General features: G+C 63.9%; 13 protein-coding genes and 1 pseudogene. 12 read left to right on the top strand and 2 right to left on the bottom strand.

Going from position 1 to position 18,937, the window contains the following annotated elements:
* Positions 1 to 8: 8 nt before the first annotated feature.
* The 4 genes and pseudogenes from AB4Y98_RS00970 to AB4Y98_RS00955 all read left to right on the top strand — a co-directional run.
* Positions 9 to 1,478 (top strand): annotated as a pseudogene (locus tag AB4Y98_RS00970) (MFS transporter); the annotation flags it as partial.
* Positions 1,455 to 2,471 (top strand): glycoside hydrolase family 43 protein, encoded by a 1,017-nt coding sequence (locus AB4Y98_RS00965; RefSeq protein ID WP_442243690.1) that lies wholly within the window; start codon positions 1,455 to 1,457, stop codon positions 2,469 to 2,471. The pseudogene AB4Y98_RS00970 and the gene AB4Y98_RS00965, both read left to right, overlap by 24 nt.
* The gene (locus AB4Y98_RS00960) at positions 2,461 to 3,327 is read left to right on the top strand and encodes an aldose 1-epimerase (protein WP_442243537.1); all 867 of its coding nucleotides are present in this window, start codon (positions 2,461 to 2,463) and stop codon (positions 3,325 to 3,327) included. The genes AB4Y98_RS00965 and AB4Y98_RS00960 overlap by 11 nt, the downstream gene beginning before the upstream one ends.
* Positions 3,328 to 3,500: 173 nt before the next feature.
* Positions 3,501 to 4,850 (top strand): chloride channel protein, encoded by a 1,350-nt coding sequence (locus tag AB4Y98_RS00955; protein ID WP_442243536.1) that lies wholly within the window; start codon positions 3,501 to 3,503, stop codon positions 4,848 to 4,850.
* A gap of 7 nt (positions 4,851 to 4,857) precedes the next feature.
* Here the strand turns inward: AB4Y98_RS00955 and AB4Y98_RS00950 are convergent, their stop codons facing one another.
* Positions 4,858 to 5,760, bottom strand: coding sequence for a LysR family transcriptional regulator (locus AB4Y98_RS00950; RefSeq protein ID WP_099818458.1), 903 nt, complete (start codon positions 5,758 to 5,760; stop codon positions 4,858 to 4,860).
* A 109-nt stretch (positions 5,761 to 5,869) separates the two neighbouring features.
* Here AB4Y98_RS00950 and AB4Y98_RS00945 point away from each other — a divergent pair, with 109 nt between their 5' ends.
* The 5 genes from AB4Y98_RS00945 (at position 5,870) to AB4Y98_RS00925 (ending at position 11,322) form a co-directional block, all read left to right on the top strand.
* The gene (locus tag AB4Y98_RS00945) at positions 5,870 to 6,991 is read left to right on the top strand and encodes a 4-oxalomesaconate tautomerase (protein WP_442243535.1); all 1,122 of its coding nucleotides are present in this window, start codon (positions 5,870 to 5,872) and stop codon (positions 6,989 to 6,991) included.
* Positions 6,992 to 7,066: 75 nt separating this feature from the next.
* A complete protein-coding gene (locus tag AB4Y98_RS00940) occupies positions 7,067 to 8,128 on the top strand; it encodes an ABC transporter substrate-binding protein (RefSeq protein ID WP_428705271.1) in 1,062 nt (353 codons plus the stop codon).
* Between the two features lie 14 nt (positions 8,129 to 8,142).
* Positions 8,143 to 8,976, top strand: a complete 834-nt coding sequence (locus tag AB4Y98_RS00935; RefSeq protein WP_442243534.1) for an ABC transporter ATP-binding protein — start codon at positions 8,143 to 8,145, stop codon at positions 8,974 to 8,976.
* Positions 8,960 to 9,736: an ABC transporter permease gene (locus AB4Y98_RS00930; protein ID WP_367785173.1), complete on the top strand. Its 777-nt coding sequence runs from the start codon at positions 8,960 to 8,962 to the stop codon at positions 9,734 to 9,736. Before AB4Y98_RS00935 ends, AB4Y98_RS00930 begins: the two co-directional genes overlap by 17 nt.
* A 134-nt stretch (positions 9,737 to 9,870) precedes the next feature.
* On the top strand, positions 9,871 to 11,322 hold the full coding sequence (locus tag AB4Y98_RS00925; RefSeq protein ID WP_442243533.1) for an OprO/OprP family phosphate-selective porin: 1,452 nt from the start codon (positions 9,871 to 9,873) through the stop codon (positions 11,320 to 11,322).
* 24 nt (positions 11,323 to 11,346) lie between these two features.
* On the opposite strand, the gene AB4Y98_RS00920 is transcribed toward AB4Y98_RS00925, so the two are convergent.
* A complete protein-coding gene (locus AB4Y98_RS00920; RefSeq protein ID WP_442243532.1) occupies positions 11,347 to 12,594 on the bottom strand; it encodes an arsenic transporter in 1,248 nt (415 codons plus the stop codon).
* 264 nt (positions 12,595 to 12,858) lie between these two features.
* Between AB4Y98_RS00920 and AB4Y98_RS00915 the strand changes: the two genes are divergently transcribed.
* The 3 genes from AB4Y98_RS00915 to AB4Y98_RS00905 all read left to right on the top strand — a co-directional run bounded on the left by AB4Y98_RS00915 (position 12,859) and on the right by AB4Y98_RS00905 (position 18,826).
* Positions 12,859 to 13,620 carry a hypothetical protein gene (locus AB4Y98_RS00915; protein WP_442243531.1) on the top strand — a complete coding sequence of 254 codons (762 nt, stop codon included), beginning with the start codon at positions 12,859 to 12,861 and terminating at the stop codon, positions 13,618 to 13,620.
* Positions 13,621 to 13,931: 311 nt separating this feature from the next.
* Complete coding sequence (locus AB4Y98_RS00910; protein ID WP_442243530.1) at positions 13,932 to 18,509, top strand: RHS repeat-associated core domain-containing protein; 4,578 nt, start codon at positions 13,932 to 13,934, stop codon at positions 18,507 to 18,509.
* Positions 18,506 to 18,826: a hypothetical protein gene (locus tag AB4Y98_RS00905; RefSeq protein WP_442243529.1), complete on the top strand. Its 321-nt coding sequence runs from the start codon at positions 18,506 to 18,508 to the stop codon at positions 18,824 to 18,826. The genes AB4Y98_RS00910 and AB4Y98_RS00905 overlap by 4 nt, the downstream gene beginning before the upstream one ends.
* The last annotated feature ends 111 nt before the right edge of the window (positions 18,827 to 18,937 follow it).

The following is an 18,937-nucleotide window of genomic DNA, read 5'->3' as shown; positions in this document are numbered from 1 at the left end:
CACGCCCCATGGAAAGCACCGAGCACACGCTGTCCATCCGGGAGAAGCTCGGCTACAGCCTGGGCGACCTCGCGGCGAACCTGATCTTCCAGACGCTGATCACGTATCTCGCGTTCTTCTACACCGATGTGTTCCGGCTGCCGCCGGCCACGGCCGCAACGATCATCTTCGTGATCGGTGTGCTCGGGGCGTTCGTGTTCACTCCGTTGATCGGCATCGCTGCCGACCGGACGGCCAGCCGGTGGGGCAAGTTCCGGCCGTGGATCCTGTGGACCGCACTTCCATTCGGGGCGCTGTCGCTGCTTGCCTTCAGCACCCCCGACCTGGCGCCGCGCGGCAAGATCATCTACGCCGTGACCACCTACGGCCTGCTGATGCTCGTGTATGCGGCCAACAATCTGCCGTATTCGGCGCTCAGCGGCGTGCTCACCGGCAGCATGGCCCAGCGCAACAGCCTGTCGGCCTACCGCTTCGTGGCGGTGATGGTCGCGCAGTTCATCATCCAGGTGCTGCTGTTGCCGCTGGTGTTGATCCTCGGCGACGGCGACCGCGTGCTGGGCTTCGAGCGGGTCATGACCGTGTTCGCGGTAGTGGGAACGGTGTTCTTCCTGATCACCTTTGCCACCACGCGTGAGCGCATCGTGCCGGCGAAGGAACAGACCGCCGGCGTGCTTCAGGATCTGTCCGACCTGCTGCGCAACCGACCATGGCAGGTGATGCTGGCCCTCACCATCCTGGTCTTCATCAACCTGTCCCTGAAGGGCGGCACCTATGTCTACTACTTCCAGTACTACATGAGCGAAACCGCCCTGGCGGGTTTTCTCGACAGCTCCGGGCTCAACCGCTTCATTGCCGCCGTCAACGCGGCGCTCAACGGCATGGGCCTGTCCGGGTTCGCCTGGCCGAAGGACCCGGCAACGTCGGCGTTCAGCCTGTTCAACGCCTGCGGCATCGTCTGCATGATCCTGGGCATCGGCGTGTCGCGCCGCCTGGCCGACCGGTTCGGCAAGCGTGATGTCTTTGGTGGTGCACTGTTGGTGTCCACCGTGTTCCTGCTGGCGTTCTATTTCTTTCCGCCCACGGCGGTTGCCGTGGCTTTCGCTGCCTTCATGCTGCACGGGTTCTGCTACGGCATCACCATCCCGCTGCTGTGGGCGATGATCGCCGACGTCGCCGACTATTCCGAATGGAAGAACCACCGCCGTGCCACCGCGATCGTCTTCTCGGCAATGCTGTGTGGCCTGAAAATCGGGCTCAGCATCGGTGGTGCGCTGGTCGCCGGCATCCTCGCCCACCATGGCTACCAGGCAGGCGCGCCGCAGCAGCCGCAGGCCGTGGTGGACGGCATCCGCCTGACGGTGAGCGTGTACTGCTCACTGCCGTTCCTGGTTGCAGTAGCGCTGCTTTTCCTCTACGAGATCAACAAGCGCATGGAAACCCGCATCGAGCAGGAGCTGCAGTCGCGGCGACAGGGCAGCGGTCTGGATGAGCTGGCAGCACACGCCATCTCGCAACCACTGGTAACGCACATCTACACCGCCGACCCTTCGGCGCACGTATTCGAGGGGCAGCTGTACATCTATCCGTCGCACGACATCGACAGCGGCGCGCCCTTCGACGATGAGGGCGGGCACTTCGGCATGCAGGACTACCATGTGCTGCGGATGGACACGCCCGACAGCGAGGCCAGCGACTGCGGCGTGGCGCTGCATGTGCGCGACGTACCATGGGCCAGCCGGCAGATGTGGGCGCCGGACGCCGCCTGCCGCGATGGCCGCTACTACCTGTATTTCCCGGCCAAGGATGCCGACGGCATGTTCCGCATCGGCGTTGCGGCGGCGGATCGGCCGGAGGGCCCGTTCACCGCCGAGCCCGAGCCCATCGAGGGCGCGTACTCGATCGACCCGGCCGTGTTCGAGGACGACGACGGCACGCACTACCTCTGTTTCGGTGGCATCTGGGGTGGCCAGCTGCAGAAGTACCGGGACAACCGCTACGACCCGGCGCATGAAGAACCTGCCGGCGACGCGCCGGCACTGGGCCCGCGTATCGCGCGACTGGACGCGAGCATGACCCGGTTGGCCGAAGCCACGCGCGAGATCGTCATCCTGGACGGGCACGGACAGCCGCTGCGCGCCGATGACCACGCACGCCGTTTCTTCGAGGGGCCGTGGCTGCACAAGTACCAGGGCGGGTACTACCTGTCGTACTCCACCGGCGACACACACCTGCTGTGCTATGCCACCAGCGACAGCCCGTACGGGCCGTACACCTATCGCGGCGTGATCCTCACTCCCGTGGTGGGCTGGACCACCCATCACTCCATCTGTGCGTTCCGGGGGCAGTGGTACCTGTTCTACCACGACGCGCTGTTGTCTGGCGGGGTCACCCACCTGCGTTCGGTCAAGTGCACACCGCTGCACATGGAAGCAGACGGCAGCATCCGGACCATCGATCCCTATGGCGCCTGAGACATCTCCCCAGGATGATGCGCAGGCCGCAATGCCTGCAGGTCCGCTGCACTGGTTGCGGACGGGCAGGCTGGAGGTGGCAGTGGCGCCGGAAGCGGGTGGACGCATCGCGCGGATCCGTTTCGACGGTGTGGAATGGCTGATCGGCGAACAGCAGGAGGCGGCCGCCATCGGCTGGGGGTGCTATCCAATGGTCCCCTGGGCCGGGCGCATCCGGCAGGGACGCTTCAGCTTCGACGGCAGGCCCTATCAGCTGCCGGTCAACTTTGGAGTGCACGCCATCCATGGCGTTGGCTTCTCACGGCCCTGGCGCATCGACCGCCTTGAATCGGACGGCGCGTCGCTGTCGTTGGACCTTCCCGAGGATGGTCATTGGCCCTTCGGGGGCAGGGCATCGCAGCACATCCACGTGCAGCCCGACTGCCTGCAACTGCGCCTGGCCGTACAGGCAGGCGACACGCCGATGCCGGCCGTGCTCGGCTGGCACCCGTGGTTCCGCAAGCCGGACCGGTTGCTGTTCGCGCCAGCCGCGATGTACCCCCGCGATGGGGAGGGCATCGCCGTCCTGCCCTGCGTGGATCCGGCGCAAGGCCCTTGGGACGACTGCTTCATCAACCATCGCGAGGTCACGCTGGTTTCCGCTGGCCAGCGGCTGCGACTGCGCGCCGACACCGATCACTGGGTGGTCTATGACGGCGCCGCGCACGCCACCTGCGTGGAGCCACAGACCGGCCCACCCGATGGCTTCACGCTGGCGCCCACCCGGCTGCAGCCGGGACAGCAGCTGGAGCTGAGGTTCGAGCTGCGGTGGGAAATCGACAATGGTGATGATCCGGCTGGAGTCACTGTCACCTGATTGCCAATCCTCTGCAGGTTCTCCGGGTTGCCCGCGGCTGCTTGGCTGCACCGGCGCTACCGGCTCCGGCTCCGGCAGCAGGTAGCGATGGCGCTGCCCTTCACCGGATGCGGCAGGTTCAACCGCCACACTAGCCACTTCCCTGATGCCACGCGCGCTCGCAGAATTACCCGATGTTCGATCTTCAACGTCTCCGCGCACGTATTTCAGCGATGGTGCTGACCGAAGGATGGCGCCGGCGCGCGGCATTGTGGAGCGGCGCGGTGGCGGTGGCGCTGGTTGCCATCGTGTTCGCCAAGGCCAGTGATGCCGCCTTCCATGTCTTCCAGCGCGTCATCGCCCATTCCCCCTGGTGGGCGTTGCTGCTTACGCCGGGCATCTTCGCACTGCTGGCCTGGCTGACCGCCGGCGCGCTCAGGCCCACCCGCGGCAGCGGTATTCCGCAGGTCATCGCGTCGCTGGAACAACCGGACCCGCAATTCAGGCAAGTCAACCTCTCGCCTGCGGTTTCGGCCGGCAAACTGCTGCTGACCTCGCTGTCCCTGCTTGGAGGAGCGTCGGTGGGCCGCGAGGGCCCTACCGTGCACGTGGGTGCCAGCCTGATGTACCTGTTCGGGCGCTGGTTCGGATTCAAGGACCCCCGCGAACTGTCGCACTTCCTGCTGGCAGGTGGCGCGGCCGGCATCGCCGCGGCCTTCAATACGCCCCTGGCGGGCATCGTGTTCGCCATCGAGGAGCTGAGTGGGCGCTTCGAGCACCGCTTCTCGGGCACCCTGCTCACGGCGGTCATCGTGGGCGGCGTGGTGTCCCTGGGCCTGCTGGGCAATTACACCTACTTCGGGCACGTCTCGGCGTTGCTGCCCCTGGGCCAGGCGTGGGGTGCCATTGTGCTGTGCGGCGTGGTCGCCGGTCTGCTGGGCGGACTGTTCGCGCGGGTCGTACTGCTGACCATGTCCGGTCATCCGCGCTGGCTGGGCCGGCTCAAGCGGGACCATCCGGTGGTACTGGCTGCGGCCTGCGGGTTGATCGTGGTGGTGCTTGCGCTGCTGTTCGGCAATGGCGCGTTTGGTACCGGTTATGAGCAGGCGCGCAGTCTGGTGCAGGGCCAGGCAATCGTCGGTCACGAGTTCGGCCTGATGAAGCTGCTCGCCAACCTGGCGTCCTACGTGGCGGGCATCCCCGGCGGGCTGTTCTCACCAGCGCTTGCGGTGGGGGCAGGGCTGGGGCACAACCTCGCCGTACTGATGCCGGCAGTGGACCCGAAGGCGTTCGTGCTGCTGGGCATGTGCGCCTACCTGACCGGCGTGACCCAGGCGCCACTGACCTCGGCAGTGATCTCGCTGGAGCTGACCGACAGCGGCGATCTGCTGCTGCCGATCCTGGCCACCGTGCTGATTGCCCGGGGCGTGTCCGGCATGGTCTGCCGGGTGCCGATCTACCGCGGGCTGGCCGAACAGCTGCTGGCCAGCAGCGCACTTGATGGCGGCCAGAAAGTCACAGCTGCAACACGCCCTGCGGACTAAGCCGCACTCAGGTCTGCGCGCGCCACTGGCTCATCAGCATCTGCAGGAACCGCTCTGCGGTGGGCGAGAGCAGGGCACCGCGACGGCGCACGATCCCGATGGTGCGCGACACCACCGGATTGCCGATCGAACGCGTCACCAGCGTCGGATGATCGCCGTCGGGGGTCGCCATTTTCGGCAGCACCGATACCCCGATGCCGGCCTCGACCATGCCCAGCGAGGTGGACAGGTGAGTCACTTCGTAATGCCAGCTCAGCTTGAGGTTCTCGCGCGCCAATGCGCCGTCCAGCAGCGTGCGATTGCCACTGGTGCGATGCACGGTGATCAGCTGGTGCTCGGCCAGATCGGCCCATTCCACCGTGCGCTTGCGGGCCAGCGGATGATCGCGCCGGCACGCCAGCACGAACGGATCCTCGGCCAGCACGTCGAAATCGAGATTGGGGTCGTTGGCGCCCATGAAGTTGATACCGAATTCGACTTCGCCGCGCTCCACCGCCTGCAGGCCTTCGGTGGCCGGGATATCCAGGATGCGGAAGCGCACGTTCGGATGCGCCTCGTGGAAACGCGCCATCACGCTGGGCAGGAAGTAGAACGCCGCCGTAGGCAGGCAGGCGATCGTCACGGTAGCGCCGCGGGTGTCTTCGCGGCCGCGCAGTGAGAACAGCGATCCATCGAACTCTTCCAGCATGCGCCGCACCAGCGGCAGCAGGTTCTCGCCCACGGCCGTGGTGCTGACGCTGCGCGTGGTGCGCTCCAGCAGCGGCGATCCCACCGCTTGCTCAAGCTTCTGGATGCGTCGGCTCAACGCTGGCTGGGAGACATGCAGGATCTCGGCAGCGCGATGGAAGCTGCGGGTTTCCGATACCAGCAGGAACGCGCGCAGATCCAGAATTTCGCAATTGATGCTCATCAGGTATCAATCATCCAAAAATCAGCAATTCACAGATCAATTGGGGTCATGCCAGTATCGAATCACAGAGGGGTCATTCATCCCCTATACGCATCAATCTATCACACGTATGTCCAACGATCTGCTCAGCATTCCCTGCGTGCTCATGCGCGGCGGTACCTCCAAGGGCCCGTTCTTCCTGGCCAGCGATCTGCCGGCTGATATTGCCGAGCGTGACCGCCTGCTGCTGGAGGTGATGGGTTCGGGCCACCCGCTGCAGATCGACGGCATCGGCGGCGGCAACGCACTGACCAGCAAAGTGGCCATCATCGACCGCTCCAGCCGCCCCGATGCTGACGTGGACTATCTGTTCGCCCAAGTGCGGGTGGAGCAGCAGGTGGTCGATACCTCGCCCAACTGCGGCAACATGCTGGCGGCCGTGGGCCCGTATGCGATCGAGCGCGGGCTGGTACAGGCACAGGACCCGGAGACCGAAGTGCGCGTGCACAACGTCAACACCGGCAAGCTGATCATCGCCACGGTGGAAACCCCGGGCGGCAACGTGGTCTATCGGGGTGATACGCGCATTGCCGGCGCGCCGGGCTCGGCCTCGCCGGTGCGGCTGTCCTTCCTGGACGCGGCCGGCGCACGCACCGGCAAGCTGCTGCCAAGCGGCCATGCCCGGGAAACCATCGACGGCGTGCCGGTCAGCCTGGTCGACTGCGCGATGCCGCTGATGCTGGTGCAGGCCGAAGACCTGGGCGTACGCGGCGATGCCTCACCTGCCGAACTGAACGCCGATGCTGCGTTCATGGCGCGGCTGGAGGCGCTGCGTATCGAGGCCGGTGCCCGCATGGGCATCGCCGACGCCGGCAACAAGGTCATTCCCAAGCCGGTGCTGCTGTCTGCACCGCAACACGGCGGCCAGCTGCAGGTGCGCTATTTCATGCCGCACCAGTGTCACACCGCGCTGGCCATCACCGGTGCGGTGGGCATCGCGACCGCCGCCGTCACCCCGGGCACGCTGGCCCACACTTTGGTCGGGTGCCTGCCGCTGCCCGGCAGCATTACCCTCGAACATCCGAGTGGGGCCCTGGAGGTGGGCCTCAGTCGCAGCTCGGACGACGCGCCGGTGGTCGCCAGCGTGGTGCGCACCGCACGTCGTCTGTTTGAAGGTCGCGTGTTCGCCACGTCGCCCGCGCCCGCCAGGGCCAGTGCCAATCAAGCCCGCCAATGGACGTCAGCGGCATGATCTGAAACCGGTCGGGCCGGCACAGCCGTGCTTGCCCGCCACCACAACGTAGATGCTTCACTCCTGGGAGGGATGATGTACAAGCAGTTCTTCATGGCCGCGCTGTGCGCGGTCGGCCTGGCCGCGGCCGGATGCAGCAAGCCGGACGCCACGGCCGCCGGTGGCGGCGCGCGCGGCGGCGACAATGCCCCGGTGCGCATCAGCGTCGGTTCCTACAATCTCAACAACCTGCCGTTCTTCATCGCCGACGCCAAGGGCTACTTCAAGGACGTCGGCCTGGACGTGAAGACCGAGAACTTCGCCCAGGGTGGCTCCAAGGTGCTGCAAGCGCTGGTTGCCAACTCCACCGACGTGGCCGTCGGCTTCTACGACCACACCATCCAGATGCAGGCCAAGGGCAAGGACGTGGTCGCCTTCGTGCTGCTCTCGCGCAATTCCGGCCTGGTGATGGCCGGCCGCGAAGACGCCACGTTCGATCCGGCGCGCCCGCAGACCATCAAGGGCCAGAAGGTCGGCATCACCGCACCGGGCTCCTCGTCGGACTTCTTCGTGCGGCATTTCCTGGCCCAGCATGACATCCCGGTCGACAGCATCTCGCTGATCGGCGTGGGGTCCGGTGCCGCAGCAGTCGCCGCGCTGGAGCAGGGCAAGATCGACCTGCTGGTGAACTACGACCCCGCCGCCACCCTGATCACCGAACGCAAGGTCGGGAAGATCATCCTCGACGCACGCAGTGATGAAGGCGCACGCCAGGTCTATGGCGGCCTGTACCCGACCTCGGTGATGTACGCCAACCAGAGCTTCCTGGACAAGCGCCCGGAAGCGGCCGAAAAGATCGCCCGTGCCGAGCAGATGGCGTTGAAGTTCATCGCCGACAACAGCGCCGAGGACATCGTCGCGGCCCTGCCTGACAGCTATGTCTCCGGCGACCGCGCCACCTATGCACGGGCCGTGGAGAACGCCCGCGCGATCTTCACCACCGATGGCCAGTTCACCGCGGCCGACCTGGAAACGCCGCTGAAGGTGCTGCGCGAGTTCAACACGGACGTGGCCAAGGCCAACATCGATCTGTCCAGGACCTACACCAATGCCTTCGTCGAGCGTGCCCACGCTGCGGCACCGGCAGCCCAACGTTAAGCGGAGGTAACCCCATGGCCCTCAATGCCACCGTGCGCCAGCTCAATGGCGCGCCACAGCTGGAGCCTGCACAGACCATGGTCGCCATCAACAAGGTGACCATGTCCTTCGGCGAATTCACCGCCGTGCGTGATGTCGACATCCAGGTGGGCGACGGCGAGTTCCTCGCCATCGTCGGCCCCACCGGCTGCGGCAAGAGCACCATCCTCAATTCCGTGGCGGGCCTGCTCACGCCATCTTCCGGCGAGGTGGCCATCGACGGCCGCAAGGTCAGCGGCGTGCAGGAATCTGTCGGCTATCTGTTCCAGCAGGATGCGCTGCTGCCATGGAAGACCGCGTACCAGAACGTCGAACTGGGCCTGCGCTTTCGTGGCGTGCCTGAAACCGAGCGCAAGGCCAAGGCCAATGCCTGGCTGGCCAAGGTCGGCCTGACGGGCTTCGAGCACCGCTACCCGCACCAGCTGTCCGGCGGCCAGCGCAAGCGCGTGCAGATGGCGCAGGCGTTGATCGTCGAGCCGAAAGTGATCCTGATGGACGAGCCGTTCTCGGCGCTGGACATCCACACCCGCCACCTGATGCAGAACGAACTGCTGCGGCTGTGGCAGGAGGATCGCCGCTCGGTGATCCTCATCACCCATGACCTGGAAGAGGCCATCGCGCTGGGTGACCGCGTGGTCGTGCTGTCCTCCGGCCCCGCCAGCCGCGTCGTGCGCAGCTTCGACGTGGACCTGGAGCGGCCGCGCAACGTGGCCGAAATCAAGCTGGACGAACGATTCACCGACCTGTACCGCGACATCTGGGCCTGCCTGCGCGGCGAAGTGGAGAAGAGCTATGCACGCCAAGACTGACAAATTCATCCAGCTGGCCCTGGTGGTCGCCGTGTTCGGCGGCTGGGAGGGCGGCATCGCGCTGGGCGTGATCGATCCGTTCTTCTTCCCCTCGCCAACGGCGATCGTGCAGCAGGCCTGGACCTGGCTGTCGGATACCTCGTTCTACCAGCACGTCTACATCACCCTGACCGAAACCGCGCTGGGCTACATCATCGGCACCGGGCTGGGCGTGGCAGGCGGCGTTTGGCTCGGCCTGAGCCGCCGTTCGGCACGCATCCTGGACCCCTTCATCAAGGGCTTCAATGCGATTCCGCGCGTGGTGCTGGCGCCGATCTTCGTGTTGTGGCTGGGCCTGGGGCTGTGGTCGAAGGTGGCGCTGGCGGTCACGCTGGTGTTCTTCACCACCTTCTTCAACGCCATGCAGGGCGTGCGCGAAGTGAACCCGGTGGTGCTGGCCAACGCCCGCATCCTCGGCGCAGGCCGCAGCGACCTGCTGCGCCACGTGTACTTCCCGGCGGCGGCCAGCTGGATCCTGTCCTCGCTGCGCACCTCGGTCGGTTTCGCCGTGGTCGGCGCGATCATCGGCGAGTACCTCGGTGCCTCGGCAGGGCTGGGCTACCTGATCGCCCAGGCCGAGGGCAACTTCAATGCCGTGGGCGTGTTCGCCGGCATCATCATCCTGGCCGCTTTCGTGCTGGTCATCGACGCATTGCTGGATGTGGTCGAGAACAAGATGATCACCTGGCGCCCGAACGCGCAGACGCAGGCCACCAGCTGAGCGCGGCCGCCTGAGCCCGCTTGCCGCGCCGCCGGGCTGATCCGGCGGCGCGCGCCTCCTTCCCCGATCTTCCCCCGCACCACCGCAACAGGCCAGCGCCAGGCCAGGGGGCCGGCTGGCCGGAGAGAAAGACCATGAACCATTCCACCGTGCTGCCGCCGGCAGCGCTGTCGGTCGCGCTTGGCCTGCTGTTGACCAGTGGCCATGCCGGCGCCCAGTCCACGTCGTCACCGCCTGCGCCACTGAGCCATGCCCAGCTCTCGCAACTGGTGCAGCAGCAGGCCGTGCAGATCCAGCAGCTGGAGGCGCGCCTGCGCGCTGTCGAGGGCGGGCAGGGCACTGCAGCCCCATCTTCGGCAACGGCGACGGCAACGCCTGCGGCTGCGGCTGCGCTGGAAACCCGGGTGGCCGCGCTGGAATCGGGCCAGTCGAAACAGCCCAAGGTGTCCTGGTCGAAGGGCGCGCCGGAGTTCAGCAGCGCCGACGGCAACGTCACCTTCCGGCCGCGCGGTCGCCTGTTTGTTGATGCCTCCAGCACCGACCGCTCCGCGGTGAACGATCGCAACCTCTCCGGCACCGAAATCCGTTCGGTGCGCCTGGGCGCCGAAGGACGTTACGGCATTCTCGGCTGGGCCGTGGAAGGCGATTTCGCCGACAACGACGTGGCCTGGAAATCGGTCTATGCCACCGTCGATCACCGCCTGTTCGGCCTGCCTGCAGACCTCACCGTCGGCAACCGCCTGAACGATCGCGGCATCGACGGCTCCAGCAGCACCTCCAACACGCCCTTCCAGGACCGCAACGTGGTGGGCACCTTGATGCTGCCGCAGCGCGGGCTGTTCGGTGTCGGCCTTACCGAGCGCGTGTACGGCAAGGGCTGGCACGCCAGCCTTTCGGTGGCGGGCAATGACCTCAACAACGCCGGCACCGACAACGACAGCCAGACCTGGGCCACGCGCGTGCACTGGAACCCAATCGAGAGCTCCACCGCGACGGTGCATCTGGGCGCATGGGCCTTCCACGAGGAGATCGCCGCCGGCGCCAGCAGCGTGGTGCGCAGCTCGGCCATCGCCGGGCATTTCAACGATCTGGTCAAGATCACCCCGGGCGCGCTGCTGGGCGCCGAGCGCAGCACCGGCTATGGCGCGGAGCTGGCGGGCTTCTTCGGCCCGGCCTGGGCGACGGGCGAGTGGGGCACGCGCAACCTGCGTGGCGCCGATGCCAGCGGTCGCTACGACCTTGACCACCAGGCCTGGGCCGTCTCGGCCGGCTGGTTCCTGACCGGTGCCATGCCAGCCTATTCGGGCAAGGCCGGCACCTGGGGCCGGGCGAAGGTGGCCGACCCGGTCACGCGCGGCGGCAGGGGCGCTTGGGAGCTGAAGGCACGCTATGAAGACGTGGATTACGCCGAACTGCCCAGCGGCGGTACCGGCCACGCGTGGACGCTGGGCACGAACTGGTACCTCAACGATTTCAGTCGCGTGATGTTCGAGGCCATCCGCTGGCAGACGAACAACCGCAGCGGCACCGGGCCAGGGAAGGACGAAGGCACCACCTTCAACACCCGCCTGCAGGTGGCGTTCTAGGCCAGCACTGCGCCCGCGCCCTGATCAGAGCAGCAGCAACGCCCCGATCAGCGCGGGCGGCATCACCAGCGCGCCGACCCGCAGGAAGTCGAGCGCGCTGACATGCTCGCCTTCGCGGCGCAGCGCCACCAGCCACAGCATGGTGGCCAGCGAACCAGTCACCGACAGGTTCGGGCCCAGGTCCACGCCGATCAGCAATGCCGCACGCGTCTGCGCCGGCAACTCGGCCATCTGGCCTAGGGAGCCGGCCGCCAGACCCACCGGCAGATTGTTGGCCACGTTGCTGAGCAGTGCGGCCGAGGCACCGGCCAGCCAGCCCGCCTGGTGCGGCGAAGTCTGCGCCAGCGCCTGCAGGTTGCTGGCCGCCAACTGGATGACACCGGTCTGCGCCACTGCTTCAACCAGCACGAACAGGCCGGCCACCAGCGGCAGCACGCCCCATGACACGTGGCGCAACAGCGGCAGCGGGCTGTGGCGCTGGCGGATCGCCACCACCGCGACGCTCAGCGCGCCTGCACAGAAGGTGGCCAGGCCCAGCGGGCCGTTCATTGCGGAGGTCACCAGCAGCACGGTGCCGGTGAACAGCACGCCGAGCGCGCTCAGCCGGCCACCCTCGGTAAGCGGGCGATGCTCGGGCGACGCTGCCAACGGTTGTGTGATCTCGCGGCGATACACCCAGCGCAGCACCAGATAGGTGCCACCAATCGCAGCCAACGACGGCAGCGTGAACTGCGCCAGCCACTGCAGCAGCGAGGGCATGTGGCTGCCATAGACCACCAGGTTGGCCGGGTTGGAAATGGGCAGCACGAAGCTGGCTGCGTTGGCGATGAACGCGCAGACGAACAGATAGGGCAGGGGATTGGCGCGGGCCGCCTTGCATGCCGCATAGACGGCGGGGGTGAGCACCACGGCGGTGGCATCGTTGGACAGGAACACCGTCACCACCGTGCCGACCAGGAACACCAGATCGAACAAGCGCCGGCCCGAGCCGCCGGCGTGGCGCACCGCATACAGCGCCAGCCAGTCGAACAGGCCCTCGCGCCGCGCCAGCTCGGCCAGCACCATCATGCCGATCAGGAACAGATAGACGTCGCGCCCTTCGGCCACTGCATGCCAGGTCGTGCCGAGCGACACCGCCCCGAGCAGCGGCAGCAGCGCGGCCGCGCCCAGCGCCCACACGTATTCCGGAATGCGGAAGGGGCGGAACAACAGGCCGACGGTGGCAACGGCCACGGCCGCCCAGATGATGAGGGGGGAATGGGAAGCGAGCATGGAGTACGTGGGGGTCTCAGCGGCACCGGCGCGTAGCCAACAGCAACGCGCGCGCTGCATCGCGGCAAGTGCAAGAAAGTCGGCATCATACCCGGTCGATGGTTTACGCCATTCACCGTGATGCGTCACGGTAATTCCGACCCCGGACGCCCACAACGCAACAGGTAGTGCCGGCCGCTGGCTGGCAAAACGCCAACTGAAACCCGTCTCGGCTACGATTCGATGACCGACACAAACGCCGGTGGGGCAGGGGGCGCAATGGACATGCAGACAGAAACCGTATTCGATTCACCCGCGCAGACCACGCCGCGGGAGGAACTGACCTTCCACTGGCTCTACGAGCGTGTGCAGGGACTGGTCGATCGCAGCATCTACCCGAAGGCGGGCCGATTGGAAAAGTGGTCGTTCCGAGTGGGCATGCTCGCAGCCGTCATCGGCATTCTCAGCAGCCAGCTTCCAGATCGATGGCTTCCAGTTAGCGTGGTGTTGCCGTTAGTCATCGTGTGCTTGGCGGTAGAGATTGGCGGCTTCATCGTGGGAGGCATCCTCGCGGCGCGGAGAGGAATTCGGCAGTTCATCCAGCCACGTCTGTCGCATGCGAGGGAAATGGATAGCGATTTTGCGCACTGGCAAGCAGTGGTCGCCGACCTTCGCGCCTTTCCCAGGATCGAGCGTGAACGGCGACTCAAGTACGTCAGCACCCTGCGCACCAACATGATTGAACGCATGGGAATGATGTATGGCGGACTGCAGCGCCTTGGTCCATTTCCTGTATTGATTGCGCTCTACCTGCAGTTCCGTGGATGGAAATGGGGCGACTGGGCGGGGGCTTTCGACGTCAGTTTGCTCGGCGCACTGCTGATCTTTGGAATGGTGGTGCTCTATGCCGTGGGCTGGATGCTGATCGGACTGCGCACTCGGTTGGACACCTATGTCGCCTTGCTTGAGGGCTCCATCCAGGAGCCGGATCTGGACAAGCCCGCAATCATGCATGCGCCTCAGGCCTCGCCGCCATCCTGCGTGTAGCGCCGAGTTTGCTGTCGCCGCTTCGGTCGGGCACATCTTGACTGAAGCTGTTAGGCGCGCGCTGGACGCATGCTCCAACATGCTGTCCCGCTCGCGCCGAGTCCTGGTAGGCCTTCGCGCCAAGGAGGGTCGCGTCCGCACGGAATCAACTGTGAGCAGTCGCACATATAAGATTTGCTCGCTTGCCGTATCATCCGTCAGCTCCGCCAGAAAGGTGCGGAAGATTTTTCGTTCCGAGCATTAGGGATTGATATCGGAATTCGCCCTTTGGCCGGATTTTACCAACTACAGTTCACATGGAGTGTGCACCAATGGCATTGGTCAGGGCTATACGCGGCCGGGTCACCGCGACGGCTGTCATCTTCTGTTTCACGCTGGCGGTGGCGCAAACTGCCAATGCAGCCACGTATTATGGCCCCCCTTATAAAGTTCAGTCGTTTCGAGGGGTTGGCTCTTTCGAGAGCGTGGGTGCTGCTGTCAACTTCCTCGTCCAGAAGATCAAGGCCCCTTGCCAGCAGGACCCAAAGTGTACCAAGCCGCCTGTCGTCACGGTGAGGTATGGCACTGATGGTTGGGCTGCAACGATCTTTGTAAATGGGAAGTCTAGCGATAACGTATTTGCTTCCGAGATATCTATCGGACAGCCCCAGAAGAATCTTGGCGGCTGTCAGAAGCGATGTTCTGCGGGGCTTGGCTCGGCCACAGACGGGACGGGCGCGCGAGGTTCTGCCGACAGCAGCGCCTACGCCAATGCTCGCGATCCTGGTAGCCCCTTTGAGGGAGACCCGATTAACACCTCGACAGGAAACTTCTATAGGCAGGAAACTGACTATGAATCTCCCTCTGGGCTGATGTTCCGGCGATTCTACAACAGCTCAGTACGCGCCCCGGGCTCTTCATTGGGTCCGCAGTGGCGCCACCTATTTGATCGGCGCCTGGAAATTCTGGCATCAAATACCGGCGCAGCCGGAGAGCGGACCTTCATTCGAGCTACCAGGCCGGACGGTGCCTCGGAACTTTTTACGCGCACGGAAAGTGCCTGGACTGTCGACTCCGACGTCGCCGACGTGTTAGTTGACCGCGAGGCAGGCGCCGGTTACGCACTGCAGTTGGCCGCCAACGGGCAAACCGAGATTTACGATTCAGCTGGGCTGCTGCAGGAGGTCTATGATGCCTCGGGGCAGCGGACGCTGGTACTGGGGTATTCGGGCGCAGTGACGCCTACGGAAGCTGCACCAGGTCCGGACATGCTGTTGAGCGTTGCGGACTCGAGTGGGCGTTCACTCAGATTTTCATACAACTCGGCGTCTCAATTGACCAAGGTTTTACTGCCCGACGGCGGAGTCCAGGCGTTCACGTACAACGTATCAGGCCAACTCGCCTCGGTAACTTATCCAGATTTCACTGTCAAAGGTTACATCTACAATGAGCCCGCCAACAGCCCGGCCGCGGCTGGCACATCGTTCTTGACAGGCATCGTAGATGAGAAGGGCGCCCGTTACGAGACGATCAAATACAACTACAATAATCGTGCATATCACGCAGAGTTCGCTGGCGGAGTTGACACGACGACGCTGGACTATGCTGCCTCCACATGGAAGGGCACGCTGCCGGTGACGGTAAAAGGACCGTTGGGGGCGGCATCCAGGCTTGGATTTGTGGACACTGGCAAAGGCCGCCTAATGCCTGCTGGTGGATCGGCGGCCTGCGGCAACCAGTGCAACCAACCCTATAAGGCCATGACCTACGATGCCAATGGGTATCCAGCCTCGGTCACTGACTTCAAAGGCAGCATCACGCGTACAGTGTATGGGCCAAACGGCCTGCTTGCAGAGCAGGTTGAAGCCGCAGGGACGTCGCAGCAGCGAACCACGACGACCACTTGGGATGCCACATTGCGAGCACCCCTCAATCGAGTTGTAATGGACGCGGAGGGTGCCACTGTTTCCAGCACCTCGTGGAAGTACAACGCCGTCGGCCTTGAGGTTGCGCGATGCGAAGTTGATCCAACGATTCCGGCAGCAGCTGGATACGCATGCGGAAGCATGATCAACGCCCCGGAAGGGACTCGCCAGTGGGCGACCAGCTATTGCACTAGTGTAGATTCCAGCCGGTGCCCGCAGTTGGGACTTGTGCTTACGGAAGACGGTCCCAGAACCGATGTTCAGGATGTCACCGTATACAGCTACTACCAGTCCACTGATGAGTCTGGATGCGGAACTGTCGGTGGCGCATGTCATCGTGTCGGCGATCTATATCAGGCCACGAATGCGCTGGGCCAAAAGACGACGTGGCTGACCTATGATCGCAACGGGCGAGCTACCAGGCTTAGGGACGGTTCCGGCAAAATTCATGACTTGAGCTATACGCCTCGAGGCAAATTGACGTCGCTCACAGAGCGCGCTGCTCAGGATGGCTCGACCTCACCTCAAGACAGTGTCACCACGATCACTTTTGATTCAGCGGAAAATGTCACATCTATTGTCGATCCCGATGGGGCAGCGCTGAATTACAGTTACGACGACGCGCATCGCCTGATAAGAATTAATGACGGGGAAGGCAATAGCATTCATTATGTGCTTGACGCCGCCGGAAATAGAATCAAGGAGGACGTCGTCGATTCCGGCGGCACAATGAAGCGCTCGCTTTCCCGTGCCTATAACCCATTGGGCCAGCTTCTTAGCCAAAAGACCGCAGGTGGCGACGCCACCGACATTGGCTATGATGTGGTCGGCAATGCTCAGCTGATCACTGACGCACTCAAACGCAAGATGCAGGCTACTTACGACCCGCGGAATCGCGTCAGCCAGACAGTTCAGGACATTGGCGGTGTCGCGGCAAAGACCACGTATGATTACGACCCCTTGGACCGCATCATCAAGGTAACTGATCCCAAGGGCTTGGCGACGACATACCAATATAATGGTCTCGGCGACGTGGTGAAGCAGGTCAGCCCAGATGGAGGAACGTCCAGCAGTGCGTACAACGGTGCAGGTGATCGCATCGTTAGTATTGATGCACGCGGCATCAGGACCGATTATACCTATGATGCCTTGGGGCGCCTGACCAGATCCGCCTATTCTGATGCCGCCCTGGACTCCTTCTACACATATGACGTTATCCAGACCGTATGCGCGGAAGCAGAATCCTTCTCTACGGGGCGCCTGAGCAAGGTAGAGGACGCTAGCGGCTCAACCCGGTTCTGTTACGACCATAACGGGAGAGTGGTGCGCAAGGTTCAGACTAACAACGGCAAGGCCCTGATCGTGCGTTACACCTATAGCAAAGCCGGTCGGTTGAAGAGCGTGACGTACCCGGATGGTGCAGTGGTCGACTACGTGCGCGACGCGCTGGGGCAGGTTACTGAGGTTGGTGTCACCCCTGCTGGCAGCTTGCGCCAGACGCTGCTCAGGACATCCGGCTATTATCCGTTCGGACCGAGCGCCGGCTGGACTTACGGCAATGGCCGCACTTTGATGCGTACTCTGGACTTTGACTACCGGCCACTGGCGGTAGGGGATGGCAGGAGCGATGGGCTCAACGTAGGTTTTGCATTCGACGAGGTTGGAAACCTTGTCGCTTTGACCGCGCCCGGCGGAATGGTGCCGGCGATCAGCTTGGTCTATGACACTCTAGGCCGAATGACCGCATTCAACGATGGCGCTACTGGAGCCGTGATCGATGGATACAGCTATGATGCTACAGGTAATCGACTCAACGCCTTAGTCAATGGTCAGAGCCAGACCTACGACTATGCTGTCGACAGTCATCGCCTGTCGAGCGTGGGTGGCGTACCACGGCGCTACGATGCCTCCGGCAACACAACGGCGATCAATGGCACAGAGCGCACCTTTTCTTACGACGCCACTGGTCGCATGAGTCAGGTCTGGCGTGAGGGGGTCTTGGCGATGAAGTACAGTCACAACTGGCGGGGGGAACAGGTATATCGCTCCATCAATACATCCGGCACCTATAGTCTCTACGACGAATCAGGGCACTGGATGGGCGACTACGATGAGAACGGGCAATCGATACAGCAAGTGATCTGGCTGGAGGATCTGCCGGTTGGAGTCTTGGCGAGTTCCACGTTGAATTACATACAGCCCGACCATCTAGGCACCCCGCGTGCGGTAATCAGCGCTGACCGTGACACAGCAATTTGGACGTGGGACATCAGGGGAGAGGCATTTGGGGGTACGGCACCAAATGAAGACCCGGATCGAGACGGGAAATCTTTTACGTTCAACCTGCGCTTCCCAGGGCAACGCTACGACAAGGCGACTGGACTCAATCAGAATTACCTCCGAGATTACGATGCAAGCGTGGGGCGCTACGTCCAGAGTGATCCCGTCGGCCTGGCCGGAGGTAACGCCACCTATGGGTACGTAGACGGCGCCCCCCTTGCCTTCGTCGACCCATTCGGCCTGAAGAAGGTTGTTTTGGTCGGGGCGCAGAACAAGGATGACGCCATCATCTACAAAGGCGCCCTGGCCGACGTGGAGATGGTTGGATACTGCGTGGTCTATGCGCATGGCGCATGGACCCACATATCTGACACCCGGGCCGGCACCGCCAATAAGGTGCGCTACTTCGGCAATGATGACGCTTCGATGTCCAAGTTCAATGATCTCCTCAGTCGGTCTGGCTGCAAGCCAGAGGAGCCGGTCATCTTGAAGGCCTGCAATACCGGCGCGAACCCCGAGGTAAAGGGCATGACCAACGTAATGACCGGGCTATCGAGGGCCCGACGGACTGAGGTGGATGCACCGACAAGGTCTGTCTGGTACACCCCCCGAGGACCAATGGCAACTCCCTATGGCCACAAGGGAGACATTCACGGCCCGATGAATCTCAGTGACCCCGGTGAGTACAGGAGCGTCAGGCCGTGATTAGATGCACCGCGTTCGCGGTAGTCGTCGCGTTGCTGGTCGCATGTGGGCACAGTTCAGATGATCAGCCAGTATCAGGAGAGTCCGGCTGCCGAGCCCTTGATGTGGCGTCCAGTCGTACCAAGGCCGAGAATGGAGATCTTTCGGCCATCAGGCAGATGCGCGACTACAGCCTTGACTGCCTATTGCACGGCAACGGAGCCGAGGTGCTGCGCTGGGGGAGGCTCGCCGCCGAAAAGGGTAATGAGCAGGACAAGGCGACCTACGAGAGCATCAAGCTGACTTTCCTTCCCAAACAGCAACGTAGTGCGCATTGAGGATGGGGTGCGCTACAGATGGCCTATCGGGGGCGCAGAAGCGTCCCCGAGTGCTATGCATTTTTTTGCGATGCCACCGCCCCCGCTCGTAGCTCCGTGGCCATGCAGACG

Source organism: Stenotrophomonas sp. 2YAF26, assembly GCF_052114625.1.
Taxonomy (GTDB): domain Bacteria; phylum Pseudomonadota; class Gammaproteobacteria; order Xanthomonadales; family Xanthomonadaceae; genus Stenotrophomonas; species Stenotrophomonas indicatrix.
Note: the sequence above shows the minus strand (reverse complement) of the source record. Positions and strands in the feature narration are given on the sequence as shown.